The sequence below is a fragment of the Streptomyces sp. JLYT201 genome (assembly GCF_059448825.1).
This window is the reverse complement of sequence record NZ_CM182551.1, coordinates 8,673,398-8,697,120: the sequence shown is the minus strand read 5'-3', so window position 1 is coordinate 8,697,120 and position 23,723 is coordinate 8,673,398. Positions and strand designations below refer to the sequence as shown.

24 protein-coding genes are annotated in these 23,723 nt (G+C 72.2%); 12 read left to right on the top strand and 12 right to left on the bottom strand.

Annotated features, from left to right (window positions below; translation table 11 throughout):
* Positions 1–145 precede the first annotated feature (145 nt).
* The 3 genes from AC5WAM_RS37080 to AC5WAM_RS37070 all read right to left on the bottom strand — a co-directional run bounded on the left by AC5WAM_RS37080 (position 146) and on the right by AC5WAM_RS37070 (position 1,859).
* Complete coding sequence (locus AC5WAM_RS37080; RefSeq protein ID WP_495520241.1) at positions 146–664, bottom strand: universal stress protein; 519 nt, start codon at positions 662–664, stop codon at positions 146–148.
* A gap of 96 nt (positions 665–760) precedes the next feature.
* Positions 761–1,096: a hypothetical protein gene (locus AC5WAM_RS37075; protein ID WP_495520240.1), complete on the bottom strand. Its 336-nt coding sequence runs from the start codon at positions 1,094–1,096 to the stop codon at positions 761–763.
* A gap of 298 nt (positions 1,097–1,394) precedes the next feature.
* Positions 1,395–1,859 carry an OsmC family protein gene (locus AC5WAM_RS37070; RefSeq protein ID WP_495520239.1) on the bottom strand — a complete coding sequence of 155 codons (465 nt, stop codon included), beginning with the start codon at positions 1,857–1,859 and terminating at the stop codon, positions 1,395–1,397.
* 508 nt (positions 1,860–2,367) lie between these two features.
* On the opposite strand from AC5WAM_RS37070, the gene AC5WAM_RS37065 reads away from it, so the two are divergent.
* Positions 2,368–3,393, top strand: coding sequence for an Acg family FMN-binding oxidoreductase (locus tag AC5WAM_RS37065; RefSeq protein ID WP_495520238.1), 1,026 nt, complete (start codon positions 2,368–2,370; stop codon positions 3,391–3,393).
* 28 nt (positions 3,394–3,421) lie between these two features.
* Here the strand turns inward: AC5WAM_RS37065 and AC5WAM_RS37060 are convergent, their stop codons facing one another.
* Positions 3,422–4,291, bottom strand: a complete 870-nt coding sequence (locus AC5WAM_RS37060) for a universal stress protein (protein ID WP_495520237.1) — start codon at positions 4,289–4,291, stop codon at positions 3,422–3,424.
* Positions 4,292–4,675: 384 nt separating this feature from the next.
* Here AC5WAM_RS37060 and AC5WAM_RS37055 point away from each other — a divergent pair, with 384 nt between their 5' ends.
* Complete coding sequence (locus AC5WAM_RS37055) at positions 4,676–4,960, top strand: hypothetical protein (protein ID WP_495520236.1); 285 nt, start codon at positions 4,676–4,678, stop codon at positions 4,958–4,960.
* 281 nt (positions 4,961–5,241) lie between these two features.
* On the opposite strand, the gene AC5WAM_RS37050 is transcribed toward AC5WAM_RS37055, so the two are convergent.
* Positions 5,242–5,748, bottom strand: coding sequence for a hypothetical protein (locus AC5WAM_RS37050; protein WP_495520235.1), 507 nt, complete (start codon positions 5,746–5,748; stop codon positions 5,242–5,244).
* 213 nt (positions 5,749–5,961) lie between these two features.
* On the opposite strand from AC5WAM_RS37050, the gene AC5WAM_RS37045 reads away from it, so the two are divergent.
* Complete coding sequence (locus AC5WAM_RS37045; RefSeq protein ID WP_495520234.1) at positions 5,962–6,453, top strand: LysM peptidoglycan-binding domain-containing protein; 492 nt, start codon at positions 5,962–5,964, stop codon at positions 6,451–6,453.
* A gap of 131 nt (positions 6,454–6,584) precedes the next feature.
* Here AC5WAM_RS37045 and AC5WAM_RS37040 read toward each other — a convergent pair whose 3' ends face one another.
* Positions 6,585–7,466 (bottom strand): universal stress protein, encoded by an 882-nt coding sequence (locus AC5WAM_RS37040; protein ID WP_495520233.1) that lies wholly within the window; start codon positions 7,464–7,466, stop codon positions 6,585–6,587.
* Positions 7,467–7,757: 291 nt separating this feature from the next.
* Between AC5WAM_RS37040 and AC5WAM_RS37035 the strand changes: the two genes are divergently transcribed.
* Positions 7,758–9,500, top strand: coding sequence for a sensor histidine kinase (locus AC5WAM_RS37035; protein ID WP_495520232.1), 1,743 nt, complete (start codon positions 7,758–7,760; stop codon positions 9,498–9,500).
* Here AC5WAM_RS37035 and AC5WAM_RS37030 read toward each other — a convergent pair.
* From AC5WAM_RS37030 to AC5WAM_RS37020, 3 genes are all read right to left on the bottom strand, one after another.
* Positions 9,486–10,478: an Acg family FMN-binding oxidoreductase gene (locus AC5WAM_RS37030; RefSeq protein WP_495520231.1), complete on the bottom strand. Its 993-nt coding sequence runs from the start codon at positions 10,476–10,478 to the stop codon at positions 9,486–9,488. The two genes, AC5WAM_RS37035 and AC5WAM_RS37030, sit on opposite strands and share 15 nt — an antisense overlap.
* A 155-nt stretch (positions 10,479–10,633) precedes the next feature.
* Positions 10,634–11,335, bottom strand: a complete 702-nt coding sequence (locus tag AC5WAM_RS37025) for a response regulator (protein ID WP_495520230.1) — start codon at positions 11,333–11,335, stop codon at positions 10,634–10,636.
* 101 nt (positions 11,336–11,436) lie between these two features.
* Positions 11,437–11,901 carry a Crp/Fnr family transcriptional regulator gene (locus AC5WAM_RS37020; protein ID WP_495520229.1) on the bottom strand — a complete coding sequence of 155 codons (465 nt, stop codon included), beginning with the start codon at positions 11,899–11,901 and terminating at the stop codon, positions 11,437–11,439.
* 267 nt (positions 11,902–12,168) lie between these two features.
* On the opposite strand from AC5WAM_RS37020, the gene AC5WAM_RS37015 reads away from it, so the two are divergent.
* Positions 12,169–13,059 carry a universal stress protein gene (locus AC5WAM_RS37015; protein WP_495520228.1) on the top strand — a complete coding sequence of 297 codons (891 nt, stop codon included), beginning with the start codon at positions 12,169–12,171 and terminating at the stop codon, positions 13,057–13,059.
* Here the strand turns inward: AC5WAM_RS37015 and AC5WAM_RS37010 are convergent.
* Both AC5WAM_RS37010 and AC5WAM_RS37005 read right to left on the bottom strand, forming a co-directional pair.
* Positions 13,001–13,438, bottom strand: coding sequence for a hypothetical protein (locus tag AC5WAM_RS37010; RefSeq protein WP_495520227.1), 438 nt, complete (start codon positions 13,436–13,438; stop codon positions 13,001–13,003). The two genes, AC5WAM_RS37015 and AC5WAM_RS37010, sit on opposite strands and share 59 nt — an antisense overlap.
* A 5-nt stretch (positions 13,439–13,443) precedes the next feature.
* Positions 13,444–13,572 carry a hypothetical protein gene (locus AC5WAM_RS37005; RefSeq protein ID WP_495520226.1) on the bottom strand — a complete coding sequence of 43 codons (129 nt, stop codon included), beginning with the start codon at positions 13,570–13,572 and terminating at the stop codon, positions 13,444–13,446.
* 228 nt (positions 13,573–13,800) lie between these two features.
* Here AC5WAM_RS37005 and AC5WAM_RS37000 point away from each other — a divergent pair, with 228 nt between their 5' ends.
* The 3 genes from AC5WAM_RS37000 (at position 13,801) to AC5WAM_RS36990 (ending at position 16,316) form a co-directional block, all read left to right on the top strand.
* Positions 13,801–14,418 carry a hypothetical protein gene (locus tag AC5WAM_RS37000; protein WP_495520225.1) on the top strand — a complete coding sequence of 206 codons (618 nt, stop codon included), beginning with the start codon at positions 13,801–13,803 and terminating at the stop codon, positions 14,416–14,418.
* Positions 14,419–14,552: 134 nt separating this feature from the next.
* The gene (locus AC5WAM_RS36995; RefSeq protein WP_495520224.1) at positions 14,553–15,404 is read left to right on the top strand and encodes a universal stress protein; all 852 of its coding nucleotides are present in this window, start codon (positions 14,553–14,555) and stop codon (positions 15,402–15,404) included.
* Between the two features lie 30 nt (positions 15,405–15,434).
* Entirely contained in the window at positions 15,435–16,316 is an 882-nt protein-coding gene (locus tag AC5WAM_RS36990; RefSeq protein ID WP_495520223.1) for a universal stress protein, read from the top strand.
* Between the two features lie 14 nt (positions 16,317–16,330).
* On the opposite strand, the gene ppk2 is transcribed toward AC5WAM_RS36990, so the two are convergent.
* The gene (gene ppk2, locus AC5WAM_RS36985) at positions 16,331–17,131 is read right to left on the bottom strand and encodes a polyphosphate kinase 2 (protein ID WP_495520222.1); all 801 of its coding nucleotides are present in this window, start codon (positions 17,129–17,131) and stop codon (positions 16,331–16,333) included.
* A 35-nt stretch (positions 17,132–17,166) separates the two neighbouring features.
* Between ppk2 and AC5WAM_RS36980 the strand changes: the two genes are divergently transcribed.
* Genes AC5WAM_RS36980 through AC5WAM_RS36965 form a run of 4 tightly spaced genes read left to right on the top strand, consistent with a single transcriptional unit; the run spans position 17,167 to position 23,717 of the window.
* Complete coding sequence (locus AC5WAM_RS36980) at positions 17,167–19,551, top strand: phosphoketolase family protein (protein ID WP_495520221.1); 2,385 nt, start codon at positions 17,167–17,169, stop codon at positions 19,549–19,551.
* 37 nt (positions 19,552–19,588) lie between these two features.
* Entirely contained in the window at positions 19,589–20,605 is a 1,017-nt protein-coding gene (gap, locus tag AC5WAM_RS36975) for a type I glyceraldehyde-3-phosphate dehydrogenase (RefSeq protein WP_495520220.1), read from the top strand.
* Positions 20,602–21,336 carry an HAD family hydrolase gene (locus tag AC5WAM_RS36970; RefSeq protein ID WP_495520219.1) on the top strand — a complete coding sequence of 245 codons (735 nt, stop codon included), beginning with the start codon at positions 20,602–20,604 and terminating at the stop codon, positions 21,334–21,336. Before gap ends, AC5WAM_RS36970 begins: the two co-directional genes overlap by 4 nt.
* Positions 21,337–21,338: 2 nt before the next feature.
* Positions 21,339–23,717: a glycoside hydrolase family 65 protein gene (locus AC5WAM_RS36965; RefSeq protein WP_495520218.1), complete on the top strand. Its 2,379-nt coding sequence runs from the start codon at positions 21,339–21,341 to the stop codon at positions 23,715–23,717.
* The last annotated feature ends 6 nt before the right edge of the window (positions 23,718–23,723 follow it).

Below are 23,723 nucleotides of genomic sequence, written 5' to 3'. Positions count from 1 at the left end.
GGGGCCGAAGGGCTCTGCTCTGTGTCAGTGGTCCTGTCCCAGCACGGATCAAGCGTATGGATGCGGACGATCCCGGCCCGCCGTGGCACGTGCCTCCGACGGGCCGGGACGAAGCAGGCGCCGCACCCAGGCGGAACCGTGGGGTTCAGGCACGTCCCGAGCCGACCGCCATGTTGTCCCGCAGCCACGGAAGTCCGGACTCCTCGGCATCCGGCGGCGGCTCGGGCACGGTCACCACGGGACATGGCGCCAGCCTCACGCAGGCGCGGGCGACCGCGCCGAGCGCGGGCTGGGTGACGTCCGTCCTGGGTTTGCGGCCGAGAGCGAGGAACAACGCGTCCTGGGCGAACCTCAGCAGGACCGCGGCGGCAGGACCTTCGTGCAGGAGCATCGCAACGTCGGCGTCGGGGTGCGTGCGAAGCAGCCGGGCCACGTTCTCCTCCAGCGTCGCCGCAGCACGGGCACGGTCCTCCTCGGGTGTGGACCGCTCGAGTGCGGACGCGTAGGGCGCACGCAGGGAGCCGCAGGGCAGCCAGGCGTGAATCGCCAGCACCCGCGTGTGCAGCAGCCGGGCCCTCTCCGCCGACCAGCGCAGCGCGGCGAGCGCGGCGGCCGAGCCGTCCACGCCCACGACCAGTCCCGCGTTGGCCACGTCTTCCACCATGGCCAGCCTCACTTCCCCTCCTGACTCTGGGTACGAACCGTTCGGGCAGGACCGGGGCTCGTCGCCCCGGCCCCCGCCCCGTCCTCCAGCTCCGGTTCAGGCGACGCGCCGCAGCTGCTCGGTCTTCTCGATGGTCTTCGCCTCGTCGGTGAACTTCCGTGCGAGGCCGGCGAAGAAGCGCAGTACCTCGTGCCAGAAGTAACCCGCTCCCGCGATGAGGAATCCGGTGAGCGTGGTGCCGATGGCCCCGGTGCGCACGTCGAGCCCCCAGGCCTCGAAGAGGCTGAAGTCGGCGAGCCAGGCCACACCCACCCCCAGCGCTGTCAGCGCGAACGCCCAGAACTCCTGGGCCACGGACAGGTAGCGGTGCACCACGTTTCCCACGACCAGTACAGCAAGGCCCAGAAGGACCAGCATTCCGAACCCGTACATGAGGTCTTCCGCCTTTCCTTTTCCGGTACCTGGCGTTTCCAAGGTGCGGCGCCGGACGCGCGGACCCACGCGGGGCCCGGTCTGGCCGCAAGCTGACGTTCCGGTTCCAGCGTCGCGCGGGCCGGACGAGCTCGGCAAGGGCCTCCTGGCCCCATCCGGAGGACCAACGAGGCCTGATGGAGACACCGCTGGGCCGTCGCCGTCAGTCCACGCGCGCTGACGATCGTGCCTACTGCGGCAGCGTGCGCCACTCCTCCCCCGGCTGTCGGCCTTCCGCCCCGAGCGCCCGAGCTCGGACTCAGGCCACGGCGACGCTGACGTCGGGCAGCTGGCGCAGAGTGTTGTGGACCGTGCAGTGGTCGACCACCGCCAGCAGTGCCCTGCGCTCGGTCGTTGTGAGTCGTGCGGGCAGCACGATCCGCATGCGGACGGCCGCGACGCGGGCTGGCCGGTCGTCGGCCATGTCGAACTCGCAGCGCACGCGGAGGTTTTCGTACGGCAGGTGGTGGCGCTGAAGGAACCGGCCAGCATAGTAGGCGACGCAGGTGGCGAGCGAAGAGACGAAGAGTTCGACGGGGGTGGGCCCGTCGTCGTCACCGCCTGCCGCGAAGGGCTGGTCGACGGTCAGCTCGTGGTCACGGATGAACACCCCGTACGCCTGCCCGGAGATGTGGGTGATGTCGACGTGCTGTGCCGTCGGCACCGACAACAGCGGCGTGCGGCCCGGCTCTGCTGACGCAGCCACGGTGGCCTGGTCGTTCATCTCTGTGCCTCCTTCACACACGACGTCTCACGACGTGCGGCCGGTGGCCCGGTCGCGGTCCGGGAGCTGTCTGTCGGCCGTACCGCACACGTTCAGCTCCTCCTGCTTCCAGCCCAGCGCGTGGGGGTTCGATCCGCCACGGGCCGGGCGGCCCGCGCTGGTGCCGATGGGCCCATCACGAACACCGCGCGCCTCGCCTCCTCAGGCCCTGGAGCTGCCATTGCCCCACGCCGTCCGCCGATGAACGGCGGTGATCCGGATGCGGGAACCCCACGGCGGGCCCCAAGGAGGCCCGCCGAACCAGCCATCCCCGGGGGGGGTGCCCAATACGCCCCCTCTTCCCTTCCTCCATCCTCCCGCTGGCGCCCCTCGGCACCGGACAGGCCGCTCGGGCCGAGTCCGGGGACACTCGGCCCCTCATCCGGTTCCAGGGCTCACCTCACGCTGAAGGCACCAGCTCGGACGGAGTGGCCCATCGCGACGTGGGCCGGGAGAAGGGTGGCAGGCTGTGACCACCGAGCGAAATCCTTCGCCCCATGTCCATGCGGCCCGCCACCTGGTGCGCGCCGCCGTACTGGCGCCTTCGCTGCACAACTCCCAGCCCTGGCTGTTCGCGTGCTCCGACAACGCGTTGCTGCTGTACGCCGACTACCGACGGCGGCTGCGGCTCTGCGACCCCTACGGGCGGCAACTGATGATCAGCTGTGGTGCGGCGCTGTTCAACCTTCGGCTCGCCATGCGGCACCTGGGCTTCAGGCCCGTGATCCACCTCTTCCCGGATATGAGGACGCCCTGGCTGCTGGCACGCGTGGAGTGGGGAGCGCATGCTCGGGCGACGCCTGACGTGGCACTCATGCACCAGGCCCTGCGGCGGCGGCACACGCACCGCGGCCCCTTCTCGGGTGCCTGCGTGCCCACCTCGTTGATCGAGGCCCTCGCGCGGCACGCACGGGCCGAGGGCGTCCAGTTGATCGCCTTGGAGGACACAGCGGTGCGCGGGCGTCTCAGCCGACTCGTCCACGAGGCCGAGGCGCGCGAGCGTCGCGTACCCGGTTTCGCCGAGGAGCTGCACCGCTGGGCCCGTCCGTTCGGAGACGACCGCGGCGACGGTGTGCCCGCCGAGGCCTGCGCGTTCCATCCGGACTGCGTCGCCCTTGCCGGACGCGACTTCACCGGCCTCACCCGGCGCCGGGCCACGACCGGGCCCCGCGAAGCGTGGCCCGCGCGCACCGGCCTCATGGTCGTGCTCACCACTCCCCACGACACCCGCCAGGACTGGTTGCGCGCGGGTCAGGCCCTACAGCGCGTGCTGCTGTGCGCCGCGGGCCACGAGTTCGCTGCCGGATTCCACACCCAGCCCCTGGAGTTCGCGGACTTGCGGGCTCTGGTGCGCACCCTGGGCCCTTCGGGGCAGCACCCGCAGATGGTCCTGCGTCTCGGCCGGGTCAACTGGCAGGTGCCCGTGCCTCGGCGTTCCCTCGCCGAGGTGCTGCCCCACGACGGTGCGGCTTCCACCGGGGGCCGCACCGCCTGAGGCCTGCGCCCGGCACCCCGGTCGGCGGTCAACCGTGCGGTACCACCGCGACGGGGCACGCGGAGTGATGCAGGACCGCGTGGTTGACCAGGCCCAGTTGCATGCCGATACGTCCTTTGCCACGCTTCGCGCCGACCACGAGCAGGTCGGCCGTCGCGGACGCGTCGAGCAACGCCGCACGGGCCAGGCCCTCCACGGCGTCCCGTCGCACGCTCACGGCGGGGTGCCGCTGCCCGATGGCCCGCAGCGCCTCGTCGAGCCGCATCTCGGCGCGCATCTGGTGGAAGTCCGTCGCGTCCGCCGCGCGGGGCGGTTCGGGCGCCTGGTGGGCGGGGCACCGCCAGGCGTGCACCGCGTGCAGTTCGCCACCCCGCAGCTCGGCGGCGCGTAGGGCGAAGGCGACGACGGCCTCGGCCTCGTCGGCCTCGTCGATGCCCACGACGACCCGCTGGAAGCCGCCGTCGCGGTGCTGCCGGCCACTGCGGACCACGATCACGGGTGACACGGCGTGCGCGGCCACCGACAGGCTCACGGACCCCAGCAGGAGCCCCGCCAGTTCGCCCCTGCCCCGGCAGCCGACGACGATCGCCTCGGCCCCCGCGCTCTCGCGAACGAGCGCGGCCACCGGATCCTCCGCGAGTACATCGCTCGTGACCTTCAGCGCAGGCGCGCGGGTGCGCGCCCGTGCGACCGCCTGAGCCGGGATGTGCTCGGTGTAGGTGCGCGCCGCACCGCGGTGGATGCCGAAGGACGGCTTGTGCCCTTCGTACCGCTCCCAGGCCGAGGCGTACACGATCCGCAGCGGGCTCCCTCGCCGCCCGGCTTCGTCCACGGCCCAGTCGACGGCTGACAGGCTCTCCTCCGAGCCGTCCGCACCGACGATCAACTCTCGCTCCACGGCCCTCAGTCCCTCCCTCGTCCGGTCGTCGCCGTTCCGCCGCACGTCTCGCGGCGCGGCGGGGCGCCCTCCTCCAGCGAGGCAGAGGCTCACCGGCCGCGGAAGGGGCCGACCGGCCCCTGAGGTGCGGGCACCTCCGTAGCGGGACCGCCAACGGCGTCGGCACCAGCCGGCCCCTGACAGGTGGCCCCACAGGCCCCTTCGCCGGGCCGATCAGGTCCTGTGGCCGGTCTTCACACGGGCGTTGACTTGCCGTGAGAGGCCGATACGGGCCCTCGTACGACACCGCAGGCCGAGCCGACGCCACATCTGCTCCGGCCCGCGCGGACCCTTCGCCGTACGACGTCGTACGGCGGATCGCGCCCCGAGTGCGGAGGGAGAGCCATGTCCGTTCTGATCATCGCCCTACTCCTGTTCCTGATCCTCCTCGGCTTCAAAGCCCCCCTGCTCTGGCTGCTCGCCGCGGCACTGGTCTACCTGCTGGTCCGGGGGCGCGACCGGGGCTCCATCAAGACCGACCTCGACAACAGGAGCACGGACCGCGGCGAAGGCGGCCGGGGCAGCGGCCCCAAGACGTATCGCGAGTACAGCGATCGCCGGAAGCGCAAGGAACGCTGGGAGCGCAAGTACCGCCGCAGGCACCCGTCGTCGACGTCGAGCGGCCGGTGACTCCGAGCGGACGACCGCTCTGCCGCGCCAGGGCGCGTGTCTTGGCGCAGCGCGGACGGCTCCTGCTGGTCTGCCCGCGTCCGCGCGTCCTGGCTCTCCTGCGCGTCGCCCGGCTCTGCGGCGTCTTCCGCCCCTACCCCACTTTGCGCGCCGCCCCCGCCGACGCCGCGCCGGAGCAGCGGTCCACGTGGGCGGAAGGCCGCCTGTCCTGTCGCCGGAGCAGGCCCCGCACACCGTCGAGAAGCGGGTGCGGGGGCTGCTCCGGCCCCACGGCGCGACCGTCACGCATCGGCCTCGATGGCGGAGATCAACCTGGTCGTCAGGTCGGACTGGACCATCAGACGGGTGTGGTGGACGTGGTTGCCGGAGTCCTTCCAGGTGAGAGTCACCCTGCTCCAGCATCGCCCCATACCGCTGTCGTTGTAGTCGACCTTCCAGGCGGTCGGGACGCCCTTGACGCGCAGCACTCCGTCCTTGTGATGGGTGGATTCCCAGCGGGCCAGGTCGTGCCGCAGCCCGGCGGTCAGGTAGTGGCCGCGCAGGGCCTGGGGCAGCCGCCCCTTGCCCGCGTCGTACAGGACGTCGACGTACGCGCCGTAGAAGTCGGCGACCCGGTCGACGGTGGACATCGGAGTGCCACTGCGGCTGGGCGCCGCGGGCGGGGCTCCGGTGCGCCCGGAGGACTGCGGGTGCGCCGCGCCGCTCGTCGCGGTCACGGTCACGAGTGCTCCGGTGACCAGCAGCACGGCAGGGAGCGTGACGCGACGGTGCGTGCCTGACGTGGCCATTTCGTCTCCCCTTCCCTCTCGAAAGCGGAACGGATGCGTTCCTCACCATCCACTACAGCGCGCCGGGGCCACGAGCGGGGCGGGCCGACCGGCCCGTGCCGCGGGTCGTTCGGCGGTTGTCCTCACCGCGCCCGAAAGATGCCCTTGCCTCACTCGAGGAAAGGAGTTGAGTGGGCAGGAAGGAGCACGTTCCTTCTCCTCACAGGAGGGCTCATGACGAACCGGGTCGACCAGCCGCGCAAGCTCGACCTCGTGGCCAGCCTGATCCACGTGGGCGGCATCGGCACGGGCCACGAGGCCACGCTGCAGTACCGCGTCGGTGACGGTCACGACGAGGTGACCGGCCACTTCACGGTCGGCGGCGGCACGGGCGAGCACGGACAGTTCCATGTCCAGGTCGACGTGCGCAAGGCCTCGTTCAAGGCCGACCAACTGCTCGTCCAGGTCTTCGAGAAGAGCCCCAAGGACGGCAAGGAGATCAACGTCGTGACCGTGCCCGTGCTCCACGGGCCGCGCATCGTGCCGGGCTACTACGGCTACCGCGAGCACAAGGTCGTCAAGGGGGACACTCTTTCCGGCCTGGCCAAGACGTACTACGGGGACGCCACTCTCCACCAGCGCATCATGCGCGCCAACCCGGACCAGATCACCGACCCCGACAAGATCATGCCGGGGCAGCTGCTCCGCATCCCGATGGGTACCTGAGCCGTCCCTCGGCCGCCGTCGTCACGGCGGCGGCCGAAACCGGTCCCACGCGACCGCACGGCCCGTGCCCCATCGCCTCCGAACCATGCCCCTCGCGCCTGTCGCCCCGCTCGATGCCGCGCTGAGAGTCTTCAGTGGTGGGGGACGACGGCCACGGGGCAGCGGACGTGGTGGCTGACCGCGTGTGTGACGGATCCGGTGCGCGTGCCCATGTGCGGCTCCTCACGCGTGCGCCGCCCCACCACGAGCAGGGAGGCTCCAGCAGTGGCCCGTACCAGCGCCGACGAGGCCCTGCCCTCGACGACGTCGCCGCTCACCGCGACGGCGGGGTACTTGTCCCGCCAGGTGAGCAGCACGGCACTCTGGAAGCCGTGCCACTCCTCCGCGAGCCGGGGCCCGTCGATGAGACCCGCCTCCCCCGGACCGAGGGTGAGCCGCGATGGCGCGCTCCACGCGGACACGACCCGAAGCCGGGCATCCCGCAGCCGCGCTGTGTCGAAGGCGAAGTCGATCACCTCGTCGCAGGGGTCGTTCAGGTCCAGCCCCAGCACGACGTCACAGTCGGCGGCGTGGGGCGGACCCGCGCTGCGGGTGCCACCGATCCCGCGCCCGGCTCGGACGAGGACGACGGGGCGCGCGGCCCGGGCCACCACGGTCTGGGCGACGGACCCCAGGACGAATCCGGTGAGGGCGCTCAGAACGCGGGAGCCCAGCACCAGTACGTCCGCCTCCTCGGCAGCATCCAGCAGCGCCCTGGACGCGGGCCCTTCAGTTTGTTCAGCGACGAGGTGCACACCGGGGCACACGGCCCGTACGTGCGCCTCCGTCTCGCGCAGGACACGCCGCGCCAACAGCCGCCGCGAAGCGTTCTCCGACGCCCCCGACGGGTGCCACGCGCACGCGTGCAACAACCGCAACGGAGCCCGGCGGTGCGACGCCTCGCGGGCCGCCCACAGAGCAGCGGCGCGGCTCTCGTGGGACTCGTCGACTCCTGCGATCACCGGACGCGGCATGACGCTCCGCCCTGTCCGTCCCGATGTGTCCGTCCCGCCGAGCGATGCGCTCCGCTCGGTTCAGCACGTGCTTCGGTTCGCACACGTTCTTCTCCCACCGTCGCACCCGCGAACGGCGACCGGCAGAGGCCGAGGGACCGCCCCTGGGTCCGTACGTCCCTGCTCGCCCTGTTCGGCGGGTCGGCGAACGCCACCGCGGCCGATCACACCCGGCGCCGCCTCCTTGCCGCTACGGTGAGAAGTAGTGCCACCGGACCACACCGAGCCCGTGCGAGCCAGGTGGAGGAAGCGATGACCGAGGACGGGACCGACGACCGGACCGATGGTTCCGAGCGTCATCTGCCCACGCTGCGCCTCGACGAGCTGCTCGACGAACTCCAGACGCGCATCGACGCCGCGCGGGGCACACGGGACCGCGTGCACAGCCTGCTGGAGGCGGTGCTTTCCGTCGGCCGGGAGCTGGACCTGCCGCACGTGCTGCGGCGCATCGTCGAGGCCGCCGTGGTCCTCGTGGACGCCGAGTACGGGGCCCTGGGAGTGATCGGCGACGACCGCACCCTGTCCCAGTTCCTGACCGTGGGCATCGACGAGGAGGAGCGGCGCCGGATCGGGGATCTGCCCAGCGGCCACGGCATCCTCGGTGAGCTGATCCGGCACCCGGTGCCGCTGCGGATGCCGGAGCTCTCGGAGCATCCGTCGTCGTACGGGTTCCCCCCGGGACACCCGCCGATGCACTCGTTCCTCGGCGTGCCCATCCGGGTGCGGGACAAGGTGTTCGGCAATCTCTACCTCACCGAGAAGCGCGGCGCCGAGGAGTTCGACGCCGAGGACGAATCCGTGCTGTCCACGCTCGCCGTCGCGGCCGGCGTCGCCATCGAGAACGCCCGCCTGTACGAGGAGACGCGGCTGCGCGAGCGCTGGATGCGGGCCAGCGCCGAGGTCACGAGCAGCCTGCTGTCGGGGGCGCCGAGCGCCGACGTGCTCGAGCTGATCGTCGAGCAGGCCCGGGAGATCGTCTCGGCCGACGTCGGGATGGTCGCGGAGTACGTCGCCAAGTCGGAGGAGATGCGGCCGCTGCTCGCGGTCGGGGTGGATGCCGAGCACCGCAGAGGGGTGGTGCTCCCGGCTCACGAGGGCCTGGTCGGAGCCGCTCTCGATGCCACCGATCCCGTGGTCAGCGCCGACATCACCCGCGACTCCCGCGTCGGCGGGAACGGCTCGCAGTGGGCCGGGCTCGGGCCCGTGGTCGCGGTGCCCCTGGGCGTCAGCGGAAAGGCCCGGGGCGTGCTGGTGCTGGGGCGCCTGGAAGGCCGTACGCCGTTCTCCGACGCTGACGCGGGGCCGCTGCTGGGTTTCGCGGGCCAGGCCGCGCTGGCTCTGGAGCTCGCCGACCGGCGGCGCGACGCGGAGCAGGTCGCCCTGCTCCAGGACCGTGACCGGATCGCACGCGACCTGCACGACCTGGCCATCCAGCGGCTCTTCGCCGTCGGGATGACCCTCCAGAGCACCCAGCGCTTCGTGGATCACTCCGAAGCCATCGAGCGGCTGTCCCGAGCGGTCGACGACCTCGACGACACCATCAAGATCATCCGGTCGACCATCTTCGGCCTGCGCACGCACGGCGGCGGTGAGGGGAGCGAGGGGCTGCGGGGGCGGGTGTCGCGGGTGGTGGCCGACTCCGCCGCGTCCTTCGGCTTCACGCCCGCGCTGCGGGTCGAGGGACTCGTGGACACCGACGTCCCGGCCGACGTCGCGGACCACGTGCTCGCTGTTCTCGGCGAGGCCCTGAGCAACGCCGCCCGGCACGCGCACACGCGCTCGGTCGACGTGTATCTGCGCTGCGCCGACGGCGAGTTGACGCTGGCCGTGACGGACGACGGCCGGGGCATCCCCGAGGGGGTCGAGCACAGCGGACTGCGGAACCTGGCCGAGCGCGCCCGCGCCCTCGGCGGAGCGCTCGCGCTGCGCCGGGGGCCGCACGGGAGCGGCACACAGCTTCAGTGGCAGGTGCCGACGGCTTCACGGGAGAGCTGAACCGTCGTCACCGATGAGCGTCCGCCGTGCGCTGCGGCGCGGTGTGGACGGCCCCGTCGGGCCGTACCCCATGCGGATCAACATCTGCGCGTGGCCGTGCCGGGAGCCGGCCGGTGGTGCGAGCTGCTCGCGCAGGTCCGGCCATTCCAGAGCCTGGTGCAGCAGCGATGCCCGCAAGCCGTGGGCGGTTGCCACCAGGAGAACGCGCTCCAGGGCCTGCCCGGCCCGCAGCCAGTCGGTGCGGCGGTCGTGTGCCGTGGACAGCAGCGCGAGCGTCGGGTGCCGTTCGAAGGTCTGCGCGGGCAGTCCACCGGGGTGCAGGTGGGCACCGAAGTCCCGCATGGGCAGCTGCTCCCGGAAGTCCTGCGGCCCCAGCGTCCGCACGGGCATGCCGAGGCCCGTGCGATCCGGCTCGCGCACCCAGTGGCGGCTCTCCGTGGCCCTGTCCGCGCAGGAGTTGTTGCGGCTCTCTCCCTCCTTGGTGAGCAGCAGCAGGCGTCGGCTCTCGACGGGAGACGGGAAGGTCAGCCACGCGCCTTCGGCCAGGGCGGCCTCCGAGAGCTCGGCACGGACGCCGACGGGCAACGGCCGCTCCGAGAAGGGGAAACGACTGCTGTGCCGACGCCACAGGGCGTCGTACAGGCGCGCTGCGTTCGGCCGCGCGCTGCCGCCGAACCGGATCGCGGCGAGCAGCCCTGGCACGCCAGGGCGGGGCAGCAGCCGGGTCACCGGCTCCCAGCCGAAATGGGCCACCGCGATCCGCAGGTTGAGGACCGCGCAGCCGACCGAGACGTGCAGGGCCCGCCCGGCCGGGTCGATGTGGCGAAGACCGCGCTCCGCGGCGGCGTGGATCTCCAGCGTGACAGTGTCCGGGTCGAGCCGGAAGCGCCACGGCTGCGTGTTGTGGACGGACGGAGCGGCGACGGCCGCCGACACCAGCTTCTCCAACGTGGCTGCGTCGAGCGTCGTGGAACTCATCGCGTACTCCTCCCCGCCCGGCGCCGTGGGGGCTGCAGGACCGTTCCGCGGCTGTTGCACCCTGTGGTGTTCCTGTCGACCAGCCTGGGGTGCCCGCGTTCCCTCGGGGAGGGGCCATACGGTCTCTCGCCGCGGCCGAGCGGCCCGCGTACGCGTCACCGGGCGACGTCGTCGTCCCGCTCGGCGGTGGACAGCTGTGCGGCCATGACCGCCGCCTGCACGCGGCGCTGGACGCCGAGCTTCGACAGCAGCCGGGAGATGTGGTTCTTGACCGTCTTCTCCGAGAGGTAGAGCCTCTTGCCGATCTCGCGGTTGGTGAGGCCGTCGCCGATCAGTGCGAGGATGTCCCGCTCGCGCTCCGACAGGCCCGCCAGCTCGGGTGCGACGGCAGGCGTCTCGGCGGGCCCCGTACGCAGCGAGCGCATCAGCCGCGCGGTCGTCGCCGGGTCGAGCAGGGACTGGCCGGAGGCGACGGTGCGCACCGCCGAGACCAGGTCGGATCCCTTGATCTGTTTGAGTACGTAGCCCGCCGCTCCGGCCATGATCGCGTCGAGCAGCGCTTCCTCGTCGTCGAACGAGGTCAACATCAGGACGGCCAAGTCCGGCAGCTGGTCGCGCAGCTCCCGGCAGACGGTGATGCCGTCCCCGTCGGCCAGGCGTACGTCGAGGACCGCGACGTCCGGCCGCAGTGCGGGGCCGCGCGTCAGCGCGCGTTCGGCGCTGTCGGCGTCGCCGACCACCGTGATGTCCGGTTCGGCGCTCAGCAGGTCGGCCAGGCCGCGCCGTACGACTTCGTGGTCGTCCAGCAGGAAGACGCGGATCGGGTGCTGCTCCGTGAAGGTGTGTGTATCGCTCATGTGGAGACTGTTCCCGCTGCGTACCGGTGGTAGTGACAGGCTTCGGGCCGCCCGTGCGAGCGATCGCCGCACTCCGTCGCGCGGCACCGGAGGACGCGAGGTCACAGCGTGCTGCCACTGCCGTACGGTGCGTACAGGTCCAGCAGTCGGGTGCGTGCCGAGCGCAGGCGGTGGGCGAGGGTGCCCCCCACCCAGTGGGCGATCGTCAGGCCGAACGCGGGGTCGTCCTGGCCCATGGCCCGTACGGCCCCGGCGTCGAACTCGTAGGCGCGCACCGGCGACGCCGTCTCGGCGCCCAGGTGCCACACGGGCGGCCCGAACAGCCAGGACCAGCCCACCAGTTCGTCGTGTCCGAGCGTCTCGATGACGGCCGCCCGGCGTCCGGGCACCTTCATGTCGAGGGCGATCGAACCGGTGCGCACGACCCAGAAGTGATCGGCAGGCCCGCCCTCCGAGAAGAGCCGCGTCTCCTGGGGGAACGAGACCTCGCGGGCGACGGCCATCAGTCGCTCGCGGTGCTCGTGGGGCAGGGACCGCAGGGCACTGGAAGTGGACGGAGCGTTCATGACGTCCTCCAAGGCGGGCAGGTGGACTCTCCTTCCAGCATGATCCGAGACTCCGCGCGGTGCCAGGGGCCACTCGGCCCTCACACCCCTCACCCGGCTCCCATGGACACCGTCAGGCACACTGGGCCCATCGCGGTCCGTCCGGGGGCCGAACGACTCGCGGCCGGGACGGTCCGGGCCCTTCCCACCTCGACGTACCGGCGCGACGGTCGGTCCTGAGGGCCGTGCCGACCACGGACGCGGCCACGGACGCGGGAGGTACGCAGCATGGAACGGTACGTCACGGCGGGTGTCGACGGTTCCGCGGAGAGCCTGGCGGCCGCTCGGTGGGCAGCCCGGGAGGCTCTGCGCCGGGGCACCCCGCTGCGCCTGGTGCACGCGTGGACGTGGCATCCGCATCCGGCCTCGTCCGTCCCCGCCGACAGCACGGAGCGGGCGGGCGCCGAGCAGGTCCTCAGCGAGGCGGTGGACGGCGTCCGCGCCGCCCACTCAGGGCTGCGGATCGACGAGCGCCTGGTGTCCGGCGCTCCGGTCAGCGCCCTGGTCTCGGCGGCCGAGTCCTCGGAGCTGCTCGTCCTCGGGTCGCGCGGACTCGGCCGTGTCGTCGGATTCGTGGTCGGGGCGGTGTCCCAGCGGGTCGTCGCCCACTCCCCGTGCCCGGTGGTGCTCGTACGGGCGGGCGAGACCTCCGCCGCCGAGCACCTGCCCGCCCTGCACGGCATCTCGCCGGACGAACTGCCCGAGACCCCCTACCGCGACGTCGTGCTCGGCCTCGACACCGAGCACCCCTGTGACGCGCTCATCGAGTTCGCCTTCGTCATGGCGCGGGAGTACGGCGCGCCGCTGCGGGTCGTCCACGCCTTCCCGCCGGCGCCGCCGCGCACGGCCGCAGGGGAGCCGTTCCCGGGGCCGGAGCTGCTCGCGGCCCGGGAACACGCTGTGGTCGCCGCGTTGCGGCCGTGGTGCGCGAAGTTCCCCGAGGTGTCCGTGACCGAGGCCGTCTCCGAGGAAAGGGCCACCGGTGCCCTGGTCCACGCGGCGCGGACGGCCTCCCTCGTCGTCGTGGGGCGCAAGGCGTCCACCGGTCACCTGGGCCCGGTCACCCACGCCCTGCTGCACCACGCCACCTGCCCGGTGGCCGTCGTGCCGCACGGGTGACGGCTGCCGGCCGCGGCAGCAGGCGCGGCGAGCTCGCCCCGGGCATCGCGACCCACTGCGCGCCGCAGGCTCTCTCGTCCGTCCCGAGGTCCGCTCGCACGGCGTCCCGCAGTGTCTTGATCGTGGTGATCAGGGCGCTGAACTCGTCCCGGAGCGTGTCCTCCGTGGCGCCAACATGGATCAGGTCCCGTACGTCGCGCAGCTTCCTCAGGGCGTCGTCGGACGGCCCCACGACGGCGGCGGAGGCCAAGACGGCCACCTGGTGGCGCAGTTCGTAGGCACCGCCCTGCCGGACGACCTCGCCGGCCCGCCGGGCCCGCTCGTCCAGGGCGGGCCCGGCCGAGCGCACCTCCTTGAGCTGGCTCCTGGTCCGGGTCAAGGCCGTCACAGGTACTCGCTGTGGAGCTGGCGCCGCGCGTCCTGCCTCGGGGCGTCCTCCTCGCGCCTCCAGCGGATCCCGTCGGCGATCAGCGTCGAGCCCACGCCGACGACTGCGCCGAGCCCCGTCCCCACGAGCGTCCCCCGGTCCGCGGCCCCACCCTGGAGCCGCGGCGCCGGGACGGCTCCCCGTTCGTCGTCGGCGCATGGATCTCCTCGGGACGACCGCCGCCCGGTCCGACCGGCCTTCGCACGAGGACCTTCCGGCCCCGGTGTCCCGGACGTTCGGCATGCGGCGCGGCGCGGTGCGCGTGACCAGAGTGAACCGTGTCCGGCGAAGACATCGTCGAAAGGAGCACAGTCATGAGCACCCACCACCACGCACACCGGGGCCCGGCGATCCATCTGCCCTCGTTCCGGCGTCGCTCCACGGCCCGCGCGGCGTCGACGGTCGCGCTCGCGGGCTCCGCACGCGCCTACGCACTCGCCTCACTGCGCCTGTCCATGGGAGCGGTCTTCCTGTGGGCCTTCCTCGACAAGACCTTCGGATTCGGTTACTCCACCGCGTCCGGAAAGGGTTGGGTCGACGGTGGTTCGCCCACCGAGGGCTTCCTCAGCCGGGTGGCGGCCGGGCCGTTGGAGTCGACCTTCCACTCCTGGGCGGGTGACGCCTGGGCGGACTGGCTGTTCATGGCCGGGCTCCTCGGCATCGGCGCGGCCCTGGTCGCCGGTGTCGGACTGCGCCTCGCGGCCGCCGCCGGGACGGTGATGATGATCCTGATGTGGATGGCCGAGTGGCCTCCCGCCAAGCACCTCTCCGACGGTTCCATGAGCCTGTCCGCGAACCCCGTCGTGGACTACCACGTCGTCTACGCCGTCGCCCTGATCGCGCTCGCCCTCACGTGCGCCGGTGACGTCCTCGGCGCGGGTGGCCGCTGGGCCGGGCTGTCGTTCGTGCGCCGCCACAGCTGGCTGCGGTGAGCCCGTCCGGCAGCCGGGCGGACGGCCGGGACGCGGCAGGGCCTGTCGGCCCTCCCCCAGGTCCTGCGGCCCCTGTCCCGTGGGCGCGCCGAGCGCGACGCTGATACGACAACCCGCACCAGGAGGTGGAGGACATGCCCCGAGCCGTCATCGTGGGCCTCGACGGCTCACCCGAAAGTCAGGCCGCCGTGGAGTGGGCGGCGAGGGAAGCCAAGCTGCGCGATCTGCCGCTCACGCTCGTCAGCGTCCTGGAGCCCGTTCCGGAGCCCGTCGAGCAAGCTCCACTCCTTGGTGCGGAGACCCGGCAGCACTGGATCGACCGCATTCCCCGCGAGTACGCGGAGGGGGTGCGGCTGCGGCACCCCGGCCTCAAGGTCGGCGTACGCCGGCTCTCCGGCAGGCCCGGGGACCTGTTGCCGCGGCAGGCACGCGACGACGAGGCGCTGCTGGTCCTCGGCTCACGGGGCCTCGGGGGGCTCGCCGGGTTCCTGGTGGGCTCCGTGGCCCTCGCGGCCGTGGCGCACTCCGGACAGCCCGTGGTCCTGGTGCGCGCCGGGGAGCAGGCCGCCGACGAGCATCTGATGGACCCCGCGGGCATCCCGTCCGCGGCCGCCCCGTACCGGCCCGTCGTCCTCGGTCTGGACACCGCGAACCCGCACGACGCGGTCGTCGCGTTCGCCTTCGAGGCGGCCGCGAGCCGCTCGACCTCGCTGCGCGTCGTGCACGTGGATCCGGCCCGGCGGCCGGAGGTCGACCTGGCCGGGATGCTGCGCCCGTGGGCCCGCGCTTTCCCTCAAGTGGCTATCGTCGACGAGGTCCGTTCCAGCGGCGCGGCCGAACACCTGGCCGCTGCCTCCCAGGACGCCTCCCTCCTCGTGGTCGGCCGTCGGATCCCGCGCAGCCCGGTCGGCCCCCGCACGGGGCCGGTCACCCACTCCGTGCTCCAGCACGCGACGTCACCCGTCGCGGTCGTCCCGCACCACTGAGTCTGAGGATCTTGAGGAGAGGTGAGGGAGATGGAACTTCCCCTCGTCGTGGGCGTCGACGGGTCCGAACACAGCCTGCGTGCCGTCGACTGGGCCGCCGACGAGGCCGCCCTGCGCGGGGCTCCGCTGCGCCTCGTGCACGCCGCGTCGCAGGAGGACGAGGGCGTCACCCCACTCGCGGACGTACTCGGCAAGCCGTCGGCCGAGGAGCTGGCCGACACCATCGTCGACACCGCCGCGCGGCGGGCGCACCGGCGCGTCGAGGACCTCAGGCTCTCCCTCCAGGTCGTGAGGGACGACCCGGTGCCCGCCCTGTTGCGCGAGGGGCGCAACGCCCTCGCCGTGGTGCTGGCCTCGCGCGGCCGCAGTCGCATCGCGGAGCTGCTGCTCGGCTCGGTCAGCCTCGGCGTCGCCGCCCGTTCCGACTGCCCGGTGGTCGTGCTGCGCGGCAGCCACGACAACCAGGCCAGGGCCGGAAGGCGGCAGCGGGTCGTGGTCGGCGTCGGGGAGCGGCCGCACTCCGCGGCGGCCGTCCGGTTCGCCTTCGACGAAGCCGAGCGGCGGCGCGTCGTCCTGGAGGCCGTGCACGTCTGGCGGCGTCCCCTCTACGAGAGCGACTTCCCCACCCACAAGCCCGGGGAGCCAGCCACCAAGCACGAGCAGCGCGCGGCGGACGCCCTCGCCACGGCGCTGCACGACGTGGTGGCCGACCATCCCTCGGTCGCGGTGATCGAGCACGTCGTCGAGGGCTCCGCGCACCTGATGCTGCTCGACGCCTCGGCCCGTGCCGACCTGCTCGTCGTCGGCGCCCAGCGGCGGCACGGGCCGTACGGGCTCCAGCTAGGACGTGCCGCGCACATGCTCCTGCACCACTCCGCCTGCCCCGTCGCCGTCGTACCGCAACCGACGTGAGCGCCGTGCGGGTCTCAGAGCGTCGCCGCGTGGTCCGGCACGTACGTCTGCAGATCGCGCGGCGGGCGCACATAGCCGGTCGACGCGGGCCGGGGCGGCAGTTCGAGGAACGGTGGCGGCACCTCGTAGTACGGAATCGAACCCAGCAGGTGGGCGATCGTGTTCAGGCGGGCCCGGCGCTTGTCGTCGCTCTCGACGACGAACCACGGGGCCTCCGCGACGTCCGTGTGCACCATCATCTCGTCCTTGGCCCGCGAGTACGCCTCCCAGCGCGTGATGGACTCCAGGTCCATCGGCGACAGCTTCCAGCGCCGCGTCGGATCCTCGAGGCGCCGCCGGAACCGCTCCTGCTGCACCGCGTCGCTCACCGAGAACCAGTACTTGCGCAGCAGGACGCCGTCCTCCACCAGCATCCGTTCGAAGACCGGGCACTGGCGCAGGAAAAGCTGGTGCTCCTCCTTCGTGCAGAAGCCCATCACGTGCTCCACACCGGCCCGGTTGTACCAGCTCCGGTCGAACAGCACGATCTCACCGGCGGCGGGCAAGTGCACGACGTACCGCTGGAAGTACCACTGGGTGCGCTCGCGCTCGGTGGGCTTGGGCAGCGCCACGATGCGCGCGACCCGCGGGTTCAGATGTTCCGCGATGCGCTTGATGGTGCCGCCCTTGCCCGCGGCGTCCCGGCCCTCGAAGACCACGACGAGCCGGGCGCCTTCGGCCCGCACCCACTCCTGGAGCTTCACCAGCTCCGTCTGCAGGCGCAGCAGCTCCCGTTCGTACACCCCTCGCGGCAACGACGTCGCCTTGCCGGCCATGCCGTTCCCTCCGTCCGACGACTCACGGAGTCCTCATGCCTTCGGCCGAACACCAGAACAGCACCGTACTGACCGACGACGAACTGCGCACCCTGGACGCGCATTGGCGGGCCGCGAACTACCTCGCGGCGGGCCAGATCTATCTGCTGGCCAATCCGCTGCTGACCGAGCCGCTCAGGCCCGAGCACATCAAGCCCCGCCTGCTGGGCCACTGGGGCACCTCACCCGGGCTCAACCTCGTCCACACCCACCTCAACCGGATCGTGCGCGAACGCGGCCTGGACGCGCTGTGCGTGTGGGGACCCGGCCACGGCGGCCCCGCCGTGCTCGCCAACTCCTGGCTGGACGGCAGCTACAGCGACGTCTACCCCGACGTCACGCGCGACGCCACCGGCATGGCACGGCTGTTCCGGCAGTTCTCCTTCCCCGGCGGCGTGCCCAGCCACGTCGCCCCCGAGACACCCGGCTCCATCCACGAGGGCGGCGAACTCGGCTACTCGCTCGCGCACGCCTACGGCGCCGCCTTCGACAACCCCCACCTCCTGGTGGCCTGCGTCATCGGCGACGGCGAGGCCGAGACCGGACCCCTCGCCACCTCCTGGCACTCCACGAAGTTCCTCGACCCCGTCCACGACGGCGCGGTCCTGCCCGTCCTGCACCTCAACGGCTACAAGATCGCCAACCCGACCGTGCTGGCCCGCATCCCCGAGCCCGAACTCGACTCCCTGCTGCGCGGATACGGCCACGAGCCGATCCACGTCAGCGGCGACGACCCCAGCGCCGTGCACCGCGACCTGGCCGCCGCCCTGGACCGGGCCGTCGACCGCATCACCCACATCCAGCAAGCAGCCCGCGACGAGGGCACCACCGAGCGGCCCGCCTGGCCCATGATCGTGCTGCGCACCCCCAAGGGCTGGACCGGACCGGCCGAAGTCGACGGCCACCCCGTCGAGGGCACCTGGCGCTCCCACCAGGTGCCGCTCGCCGGTGTCCGCGACAACCCCGCCCACCTGCGGCAGCTGGAGGCCTGGCTGCGCTCCTACCGGCCCGAAGAGCTCTTCGACACCGAAGGGCGCCCCACCGCGCAGGTCCTTGCCTGCGTCCCCGAAGGCACCCGCCGCCTCGGCGCGAGCCCCCACGCCAACGGCGGGCTCCTCGTCCGCGAGCTGCCGATCCCGGACCTCGACCGCTTCGCCGTGCCCGTGGACAAACCGGGCGCCGGCCTGCACGAACCCACCCGTGTCCTCGGTGACCTCCTGGAACAAGTCATGAACGACACCTCGGAGCGCCGTGACTTCCGCATCGTCGGCCCCGACGAGACGGCCTCCAACCGGCTGGGGGCCGTGTTCAACGCCAGCGGCAAGGCCTGGCAGGCAGAGACCCTCGACGTGGACGAGCACCTGGACCCGCACGGCAGGGTGATGGAAATCCTGTCCGAACACGTCTGCCAGGGCTGGCTGGAGGGCTACCTCCTCACCGGCCGCCACGGCCTGTTCTCCTGCTACGAGGCGTTCGTGCACATCGTCGACTCCATGGTCAACCAGCACGTCAAATGGCTCAAGACCTCACGCGGCCTGCCCTGGCGCGCCCCCGTCCCCTCCCTCAACTACCTGCTCACCTCGCACGTCTGGCGCCAGGACCACAACGGCTTCTCGCACCAGGACCCCGGCTTCGTCGACCACGTCCTCAACAAGAGCCCCGAGGTCGTGCGCGTCTATCTGCCGCCGGACGCCAACACCCTGCTGTCCGTCGCCGAACACGCCCTGCTCAGCAGGGACTACGTGAACGTCATCGTCGCGGGCAAACAGCCCTGCTTCGACTGGCTGTCCATGGACCAGGCGCGTGCCCACTGCGCCCGCGGGGCCGGGATCTGGGACTGGGCGGGCTCAGCCATCGACGGACGCGAGCCCGACGTAGTCCTCGCGTGCGCCGGTGACGTACCCACCCAGGAGATCCTGGCCGCCTCCGCGCTGCTGCGCCACCACCTGCCGGAGCTGGCCGTCCGCGTCGTGAACGTCGTCGACATCGCCCGGCTCCTCCCCCGCGAGGAACACCCGCACGGGATGAGCGACTTCGAGTACGACGGCCTCTTCACCACCGACAAGCCGGTCATCTTCGCCTACCACGGCTACCCGTGGCTCATCCACCGCCTCGCCTACCGCCGCACCGGCCATCCCCACCTGCACGTGCGCGGTTACAAGGAGATGGGCACCACGACCACGCCCTTCGACATGGTCGTGCGCAACGACATGGACCGCTACCGGCTCGTCATGGACGTCATCGACCGCGTCCCCGGCTGCGGCGCCCGCGCCGCCGAGCTGCGCCAGAAGATGGCCGACGCCCGCACCCGCCACCACGCCTGGATCCGCGAGCACGGCACCGACCTGCCGGAGGTCGCCGAGTGGACGTGGACCGACTGAAGCCGCTGACCAGCCCGAGCCACAAAGGAGCCCCACCATGACCGTACGCGTCGGAATCAACGGCTTCGGCCGCATCGGCCGCACCTATCTGCGCGCGGCCCTCGATCGCGCCGAAGCGGGCACGCAGGACATCGAGGTCGTCGCGATCAACGACATCGCCCCGCCCGCCACCCTCGCGCACCTGCTGGAGTACGACTCGACGTTCGGGCGCATCGGCCGCGAGGTCTCGTACGACGACACCTCGATCACCGTGGACGGCCGCCGCCTCGCCGTCACCGCCGAACGCGATCCGGCCGCCCTGCGCTGGGCCGACCACGGCGCCGACATCGTCATCGAGTCCACCGGCCGCTTCCGGGACCGCGCCTCCGCCGAGCTGCACCTGAAGGCGGGCGCCCACACGGTGCTGCTGTCCGCGCCCGGCAAGGACGCGGACGCCACCGTCGTGCTCGGTGTCAACGACGACGCCTACGACCGGCAACGCGACCGGATCGTCTCGGCGGCGTCCTGCACCACCAACTGCGTTGCGCCGATGGTGAAGGTGCTCCACGAGCGCTTCGGCATCGAGCGCGGCGTCATGACCACCATCCACGGCTACACCAACGACCAGGCCCTGCTCGACGGCCCGCACAAGGACCTGCGCCGGGCCCGCTCGGCGGCCCTGAGCATCATCCCGACCAGCACCGGGGCGGCCCGCGCCGTGGGTCTCGTGGTCCCCGAACTGGCAGGCGCCCTGGACGGCATCGCAGTCCGCGTTCCCGTCGAGGACGGCTCGCTCACCGACCTCGCCGTCGTACTGGCCCGCGAGACGACCGCCGAGGAGATCAACGCGGCCTTCACCGCGGCCGCCGACGGCCCGCTGAACGGCATCCTGCGCGTGTCGAAGGCCCCCATCGTCTCCCGCGACGTCATCGGCGACCCCTCTTCCTGCGTCTTCGACCCCGCCCTGACCCAGGTCAACGGCACCCTGGCCAAGGTCTTCGGCTGGTACGACAACGAGTGGGGCTACACCCACCGGCTCCTGGACCTCACCGCGCTGGCGGCCCGCGCCCGATGAACGCCCGCCGACACGGCACGGCTGTCGTGCCCCGCGCGCTGCGGGGCACGACAGCCGTGGTACTGGACACCGACGGCGTGATCACCGATTCCGCGGCAGTGCACGCAGCCGCGTGGAAGCAGGCCTTCGATCCCCTTCCCGGCCTGCACCGCACCTTCGACGCGAAGGACGACTACCTGCACTACGTCGACGGCAAGTCACGCCTCGACGGGGCACGTGCCTTCCTGGAGTCCCGGGGGCTGCGCCCGACGGCCGCCGAGGTCGCGGAGGTCGCCGCCCACAAGGAGTCGTTGTTCACGGCCCGGCTGCGCGAGCACGGCATCGACGCTTATCCCGGAACGGTGCGCCTCCTCGGCGTCCTGCGCGCCGCCGGAATCTCCCTGGCCGCCGCCTCGGCCTCGCGCCACGCGGGTGAACTGCTCGACCAGGCCGGTGTGCGTGACTACTTCCGCGTTCTCGTCGACGGCGCCGAGGCCGCCCGCCTGCATCTGCCCGGCAAGCCCTCGCCCGCCTTGTTCCTGGAGGCGGTCCGCCGCCTGGGCGTCCCAGCCGCACGCGCGGCAGTCATCGAGGACGCCCTCGCCGGTGTCGAGGCGGGGAAGCACGGCTGCTTCGGCGTCGTCATCGGGGTGGATCGCTCACGCACCCCCGGCACTCGGGCCGCACTGCTCACGCACGGAGCGGACCTGGTGGTGGACGACCTAGCGGAGCTACTCGGATCGGAGGACTGAGGATGCGCGACTGGACCTGGGAGTACGAGGGCTACGAACCGGAGCGGGAGCGCCTGCGCGAGTCCCTGTGCACCCTCGGCAACGGCCGCTTCGCGAGCCGCGGCGCGCTCCCCGAGTGCACTGCCGACTCCGTCCACTACCCGGGCACGTACCTGGCCGGGTGCTACAACCGGCTCACCTCGGACGTGGCCGGACGCCACGTCGAGAACGAGGACATGGTCAACCTCCCCAACTGGCTGCCGCTGCGCGTCCGGACGCGGAACGGCAGCTGGCTCACTCCGGACACCCACAAGATCCACGGCCACCGCCAGTGGCTCGACCTGCGTTCCGGGACGCTGGGGCGCGTCACGAGCTACTCGGACGAGGACGGCAGGCGCCTGACCGTGCGACAGCTCCGGGCCGTGCACATGGGCGACCCCCACCTCGCCCTGCTGCGCACCGAGGTGACGCCCGAGGGGTGGTCCGGCGAGGTGGAGGTCGAGTCGGCCCTCGACGGGACGGTCCTGAACACCGGCGTGGACCGCTATCGCTCGCTCGACGGCAGGCACCTCACGCACGTCCACGCCGGTGCCTCGCCCCACGGCGACATCTGGATGCGCTGCCGGACGACCACCTCCGACATCCGCATCGGCCTCGCCGCCCGGACCCTCGTGGACACTGACGTCGAGGCGGACCGCAGCGTGCGGGCAGACGCTCACGTCGCTCGCCTGCTGCTCGTCCCCGTGGCGGACGGCCGCACGGCGACGATCGACAAGACCATCGCCCTGCACTCCTCCCGGGACCCGGCGATCAGCGATCCACTGCACGCCGCCCTCGACCGCGTCCACCGCGCCCTCGATGTCGAGTCCCTTCTGTCCACCCACCGCACCGCGTGGCAACAGCTGTGGCGCAATGCCGAGCTGGACGTGCCGGGCACCGCCGGCACGGCCTTGCGACTCCACCTCTTCCACGTGCTCCAGACCCTCTCCCCCCACACCGCTGACCTGGACGTCGGCGTCCCCGCCCGCGGCCTGCACGGCGAGGCCTACCGCGGCCACGTCTTCTGGGACGAGCTGTTCGTCCTGCCCTACTTGAACCTGCACTTCCCCGAGGTCTCCCGGGCGCTGCTCGCCTACCGCCACCGCCGTCTGGAGCAGGCCTGCTCCGCGGCCGCCGACGCCGGGCACACGGGGGCGATGTACCCCTGGCAGAGCGGCAGCGACGGCCGCGAGGAAACTCAGCGCCTCCATCTGAATCCGCGCTCCGGACGCTGGCTGCCCGACCACTCCCGCCTCCAGCACCACGTGGGCTCGGCGATCGCGTACAACGTGCTGCGCTACTGCGAGGCCACCGGCGACGACGAGTTCCTGCGAACCAAGGGCGCCGAGATGCTCACGCAGATCTCCCGCTTCTGGGCAGGCAGGGCCGAGTACGACGAGGCCTTCGGCCGCTACCGCATCCGAGGGGTGATGGGCCCGGACGAGTACCACGACGCCTACCCCGACGCTTCCCGGCCGGGCCTGGACGACAACGCGTACACGAACCTCACCGCGGCCTGGGTCCTGGCCCGGACGCTCGGCGTGCTGCGCGGCCTGCCCGAACCCCGCCGCCAGGACCTCTTCGAACGCGCCGACGTGACGACTGCCGAGCTCGACCTCTGGGAGTCCGTCTCCCACGGGCTGTACGTGCCCTTCCACGCCGGAGTCGTCAGCCAGTTCCACGGCTACGGCGACCTCGCGGAGCTTGACTGGCAGGCGTACCGCGACCGCTACGGCGACATCCGCCGCCTGGACCGGATCCTGGAGGCCGAGGGCGACACGGTCAATCGCTACCAGGCCTCCAAGCAGGCCGACGTCCTGATGCTCGGCTACCTCTTCGGTCCGGTCGAACTCCGATCCCTGTTCCGGCGGCTGGGATACGAACTCGACGAGACGACCTGGCAGCGCACCGTCGACCACTACCTCCAGCGCACCAGCCACGGCTCCACCCTCAGCAGCCTCGTCCATGGTTGGGTCCTGGCCCGCTCCCGACGCTCACAGGCCTGGGAGTTCGTCCAGGACGCCCTGGCCGGGGACATCGCCGACGTCCAGGGCGGCACCACCGGCGAGGGCATCCACCTCGGCGCCATGGCAGGCACCCTCGACCTCGTCCAGCGCGGCCTCACCGGTCTCGAACCGCGGGGCGGCGCGCTGCGTCTCGACCCCGTGCCCTTGCCCGAGCTCCAGGAGTACGGCTTCTCCATCCGCTACCGGGGCCACTGGGGCATGCAACTGCTCATGCGCCCCGGCGAGGTCCGTGTGGCCCTGCCCAACTCCGATCAGTCCCCGATCGCTGTCGCCCTGGCAGACCGCACAGTGACGCTGTCCCCCGGGGAAGAATGCACGCTGACGCTGCTGGAGTAGCGGTTC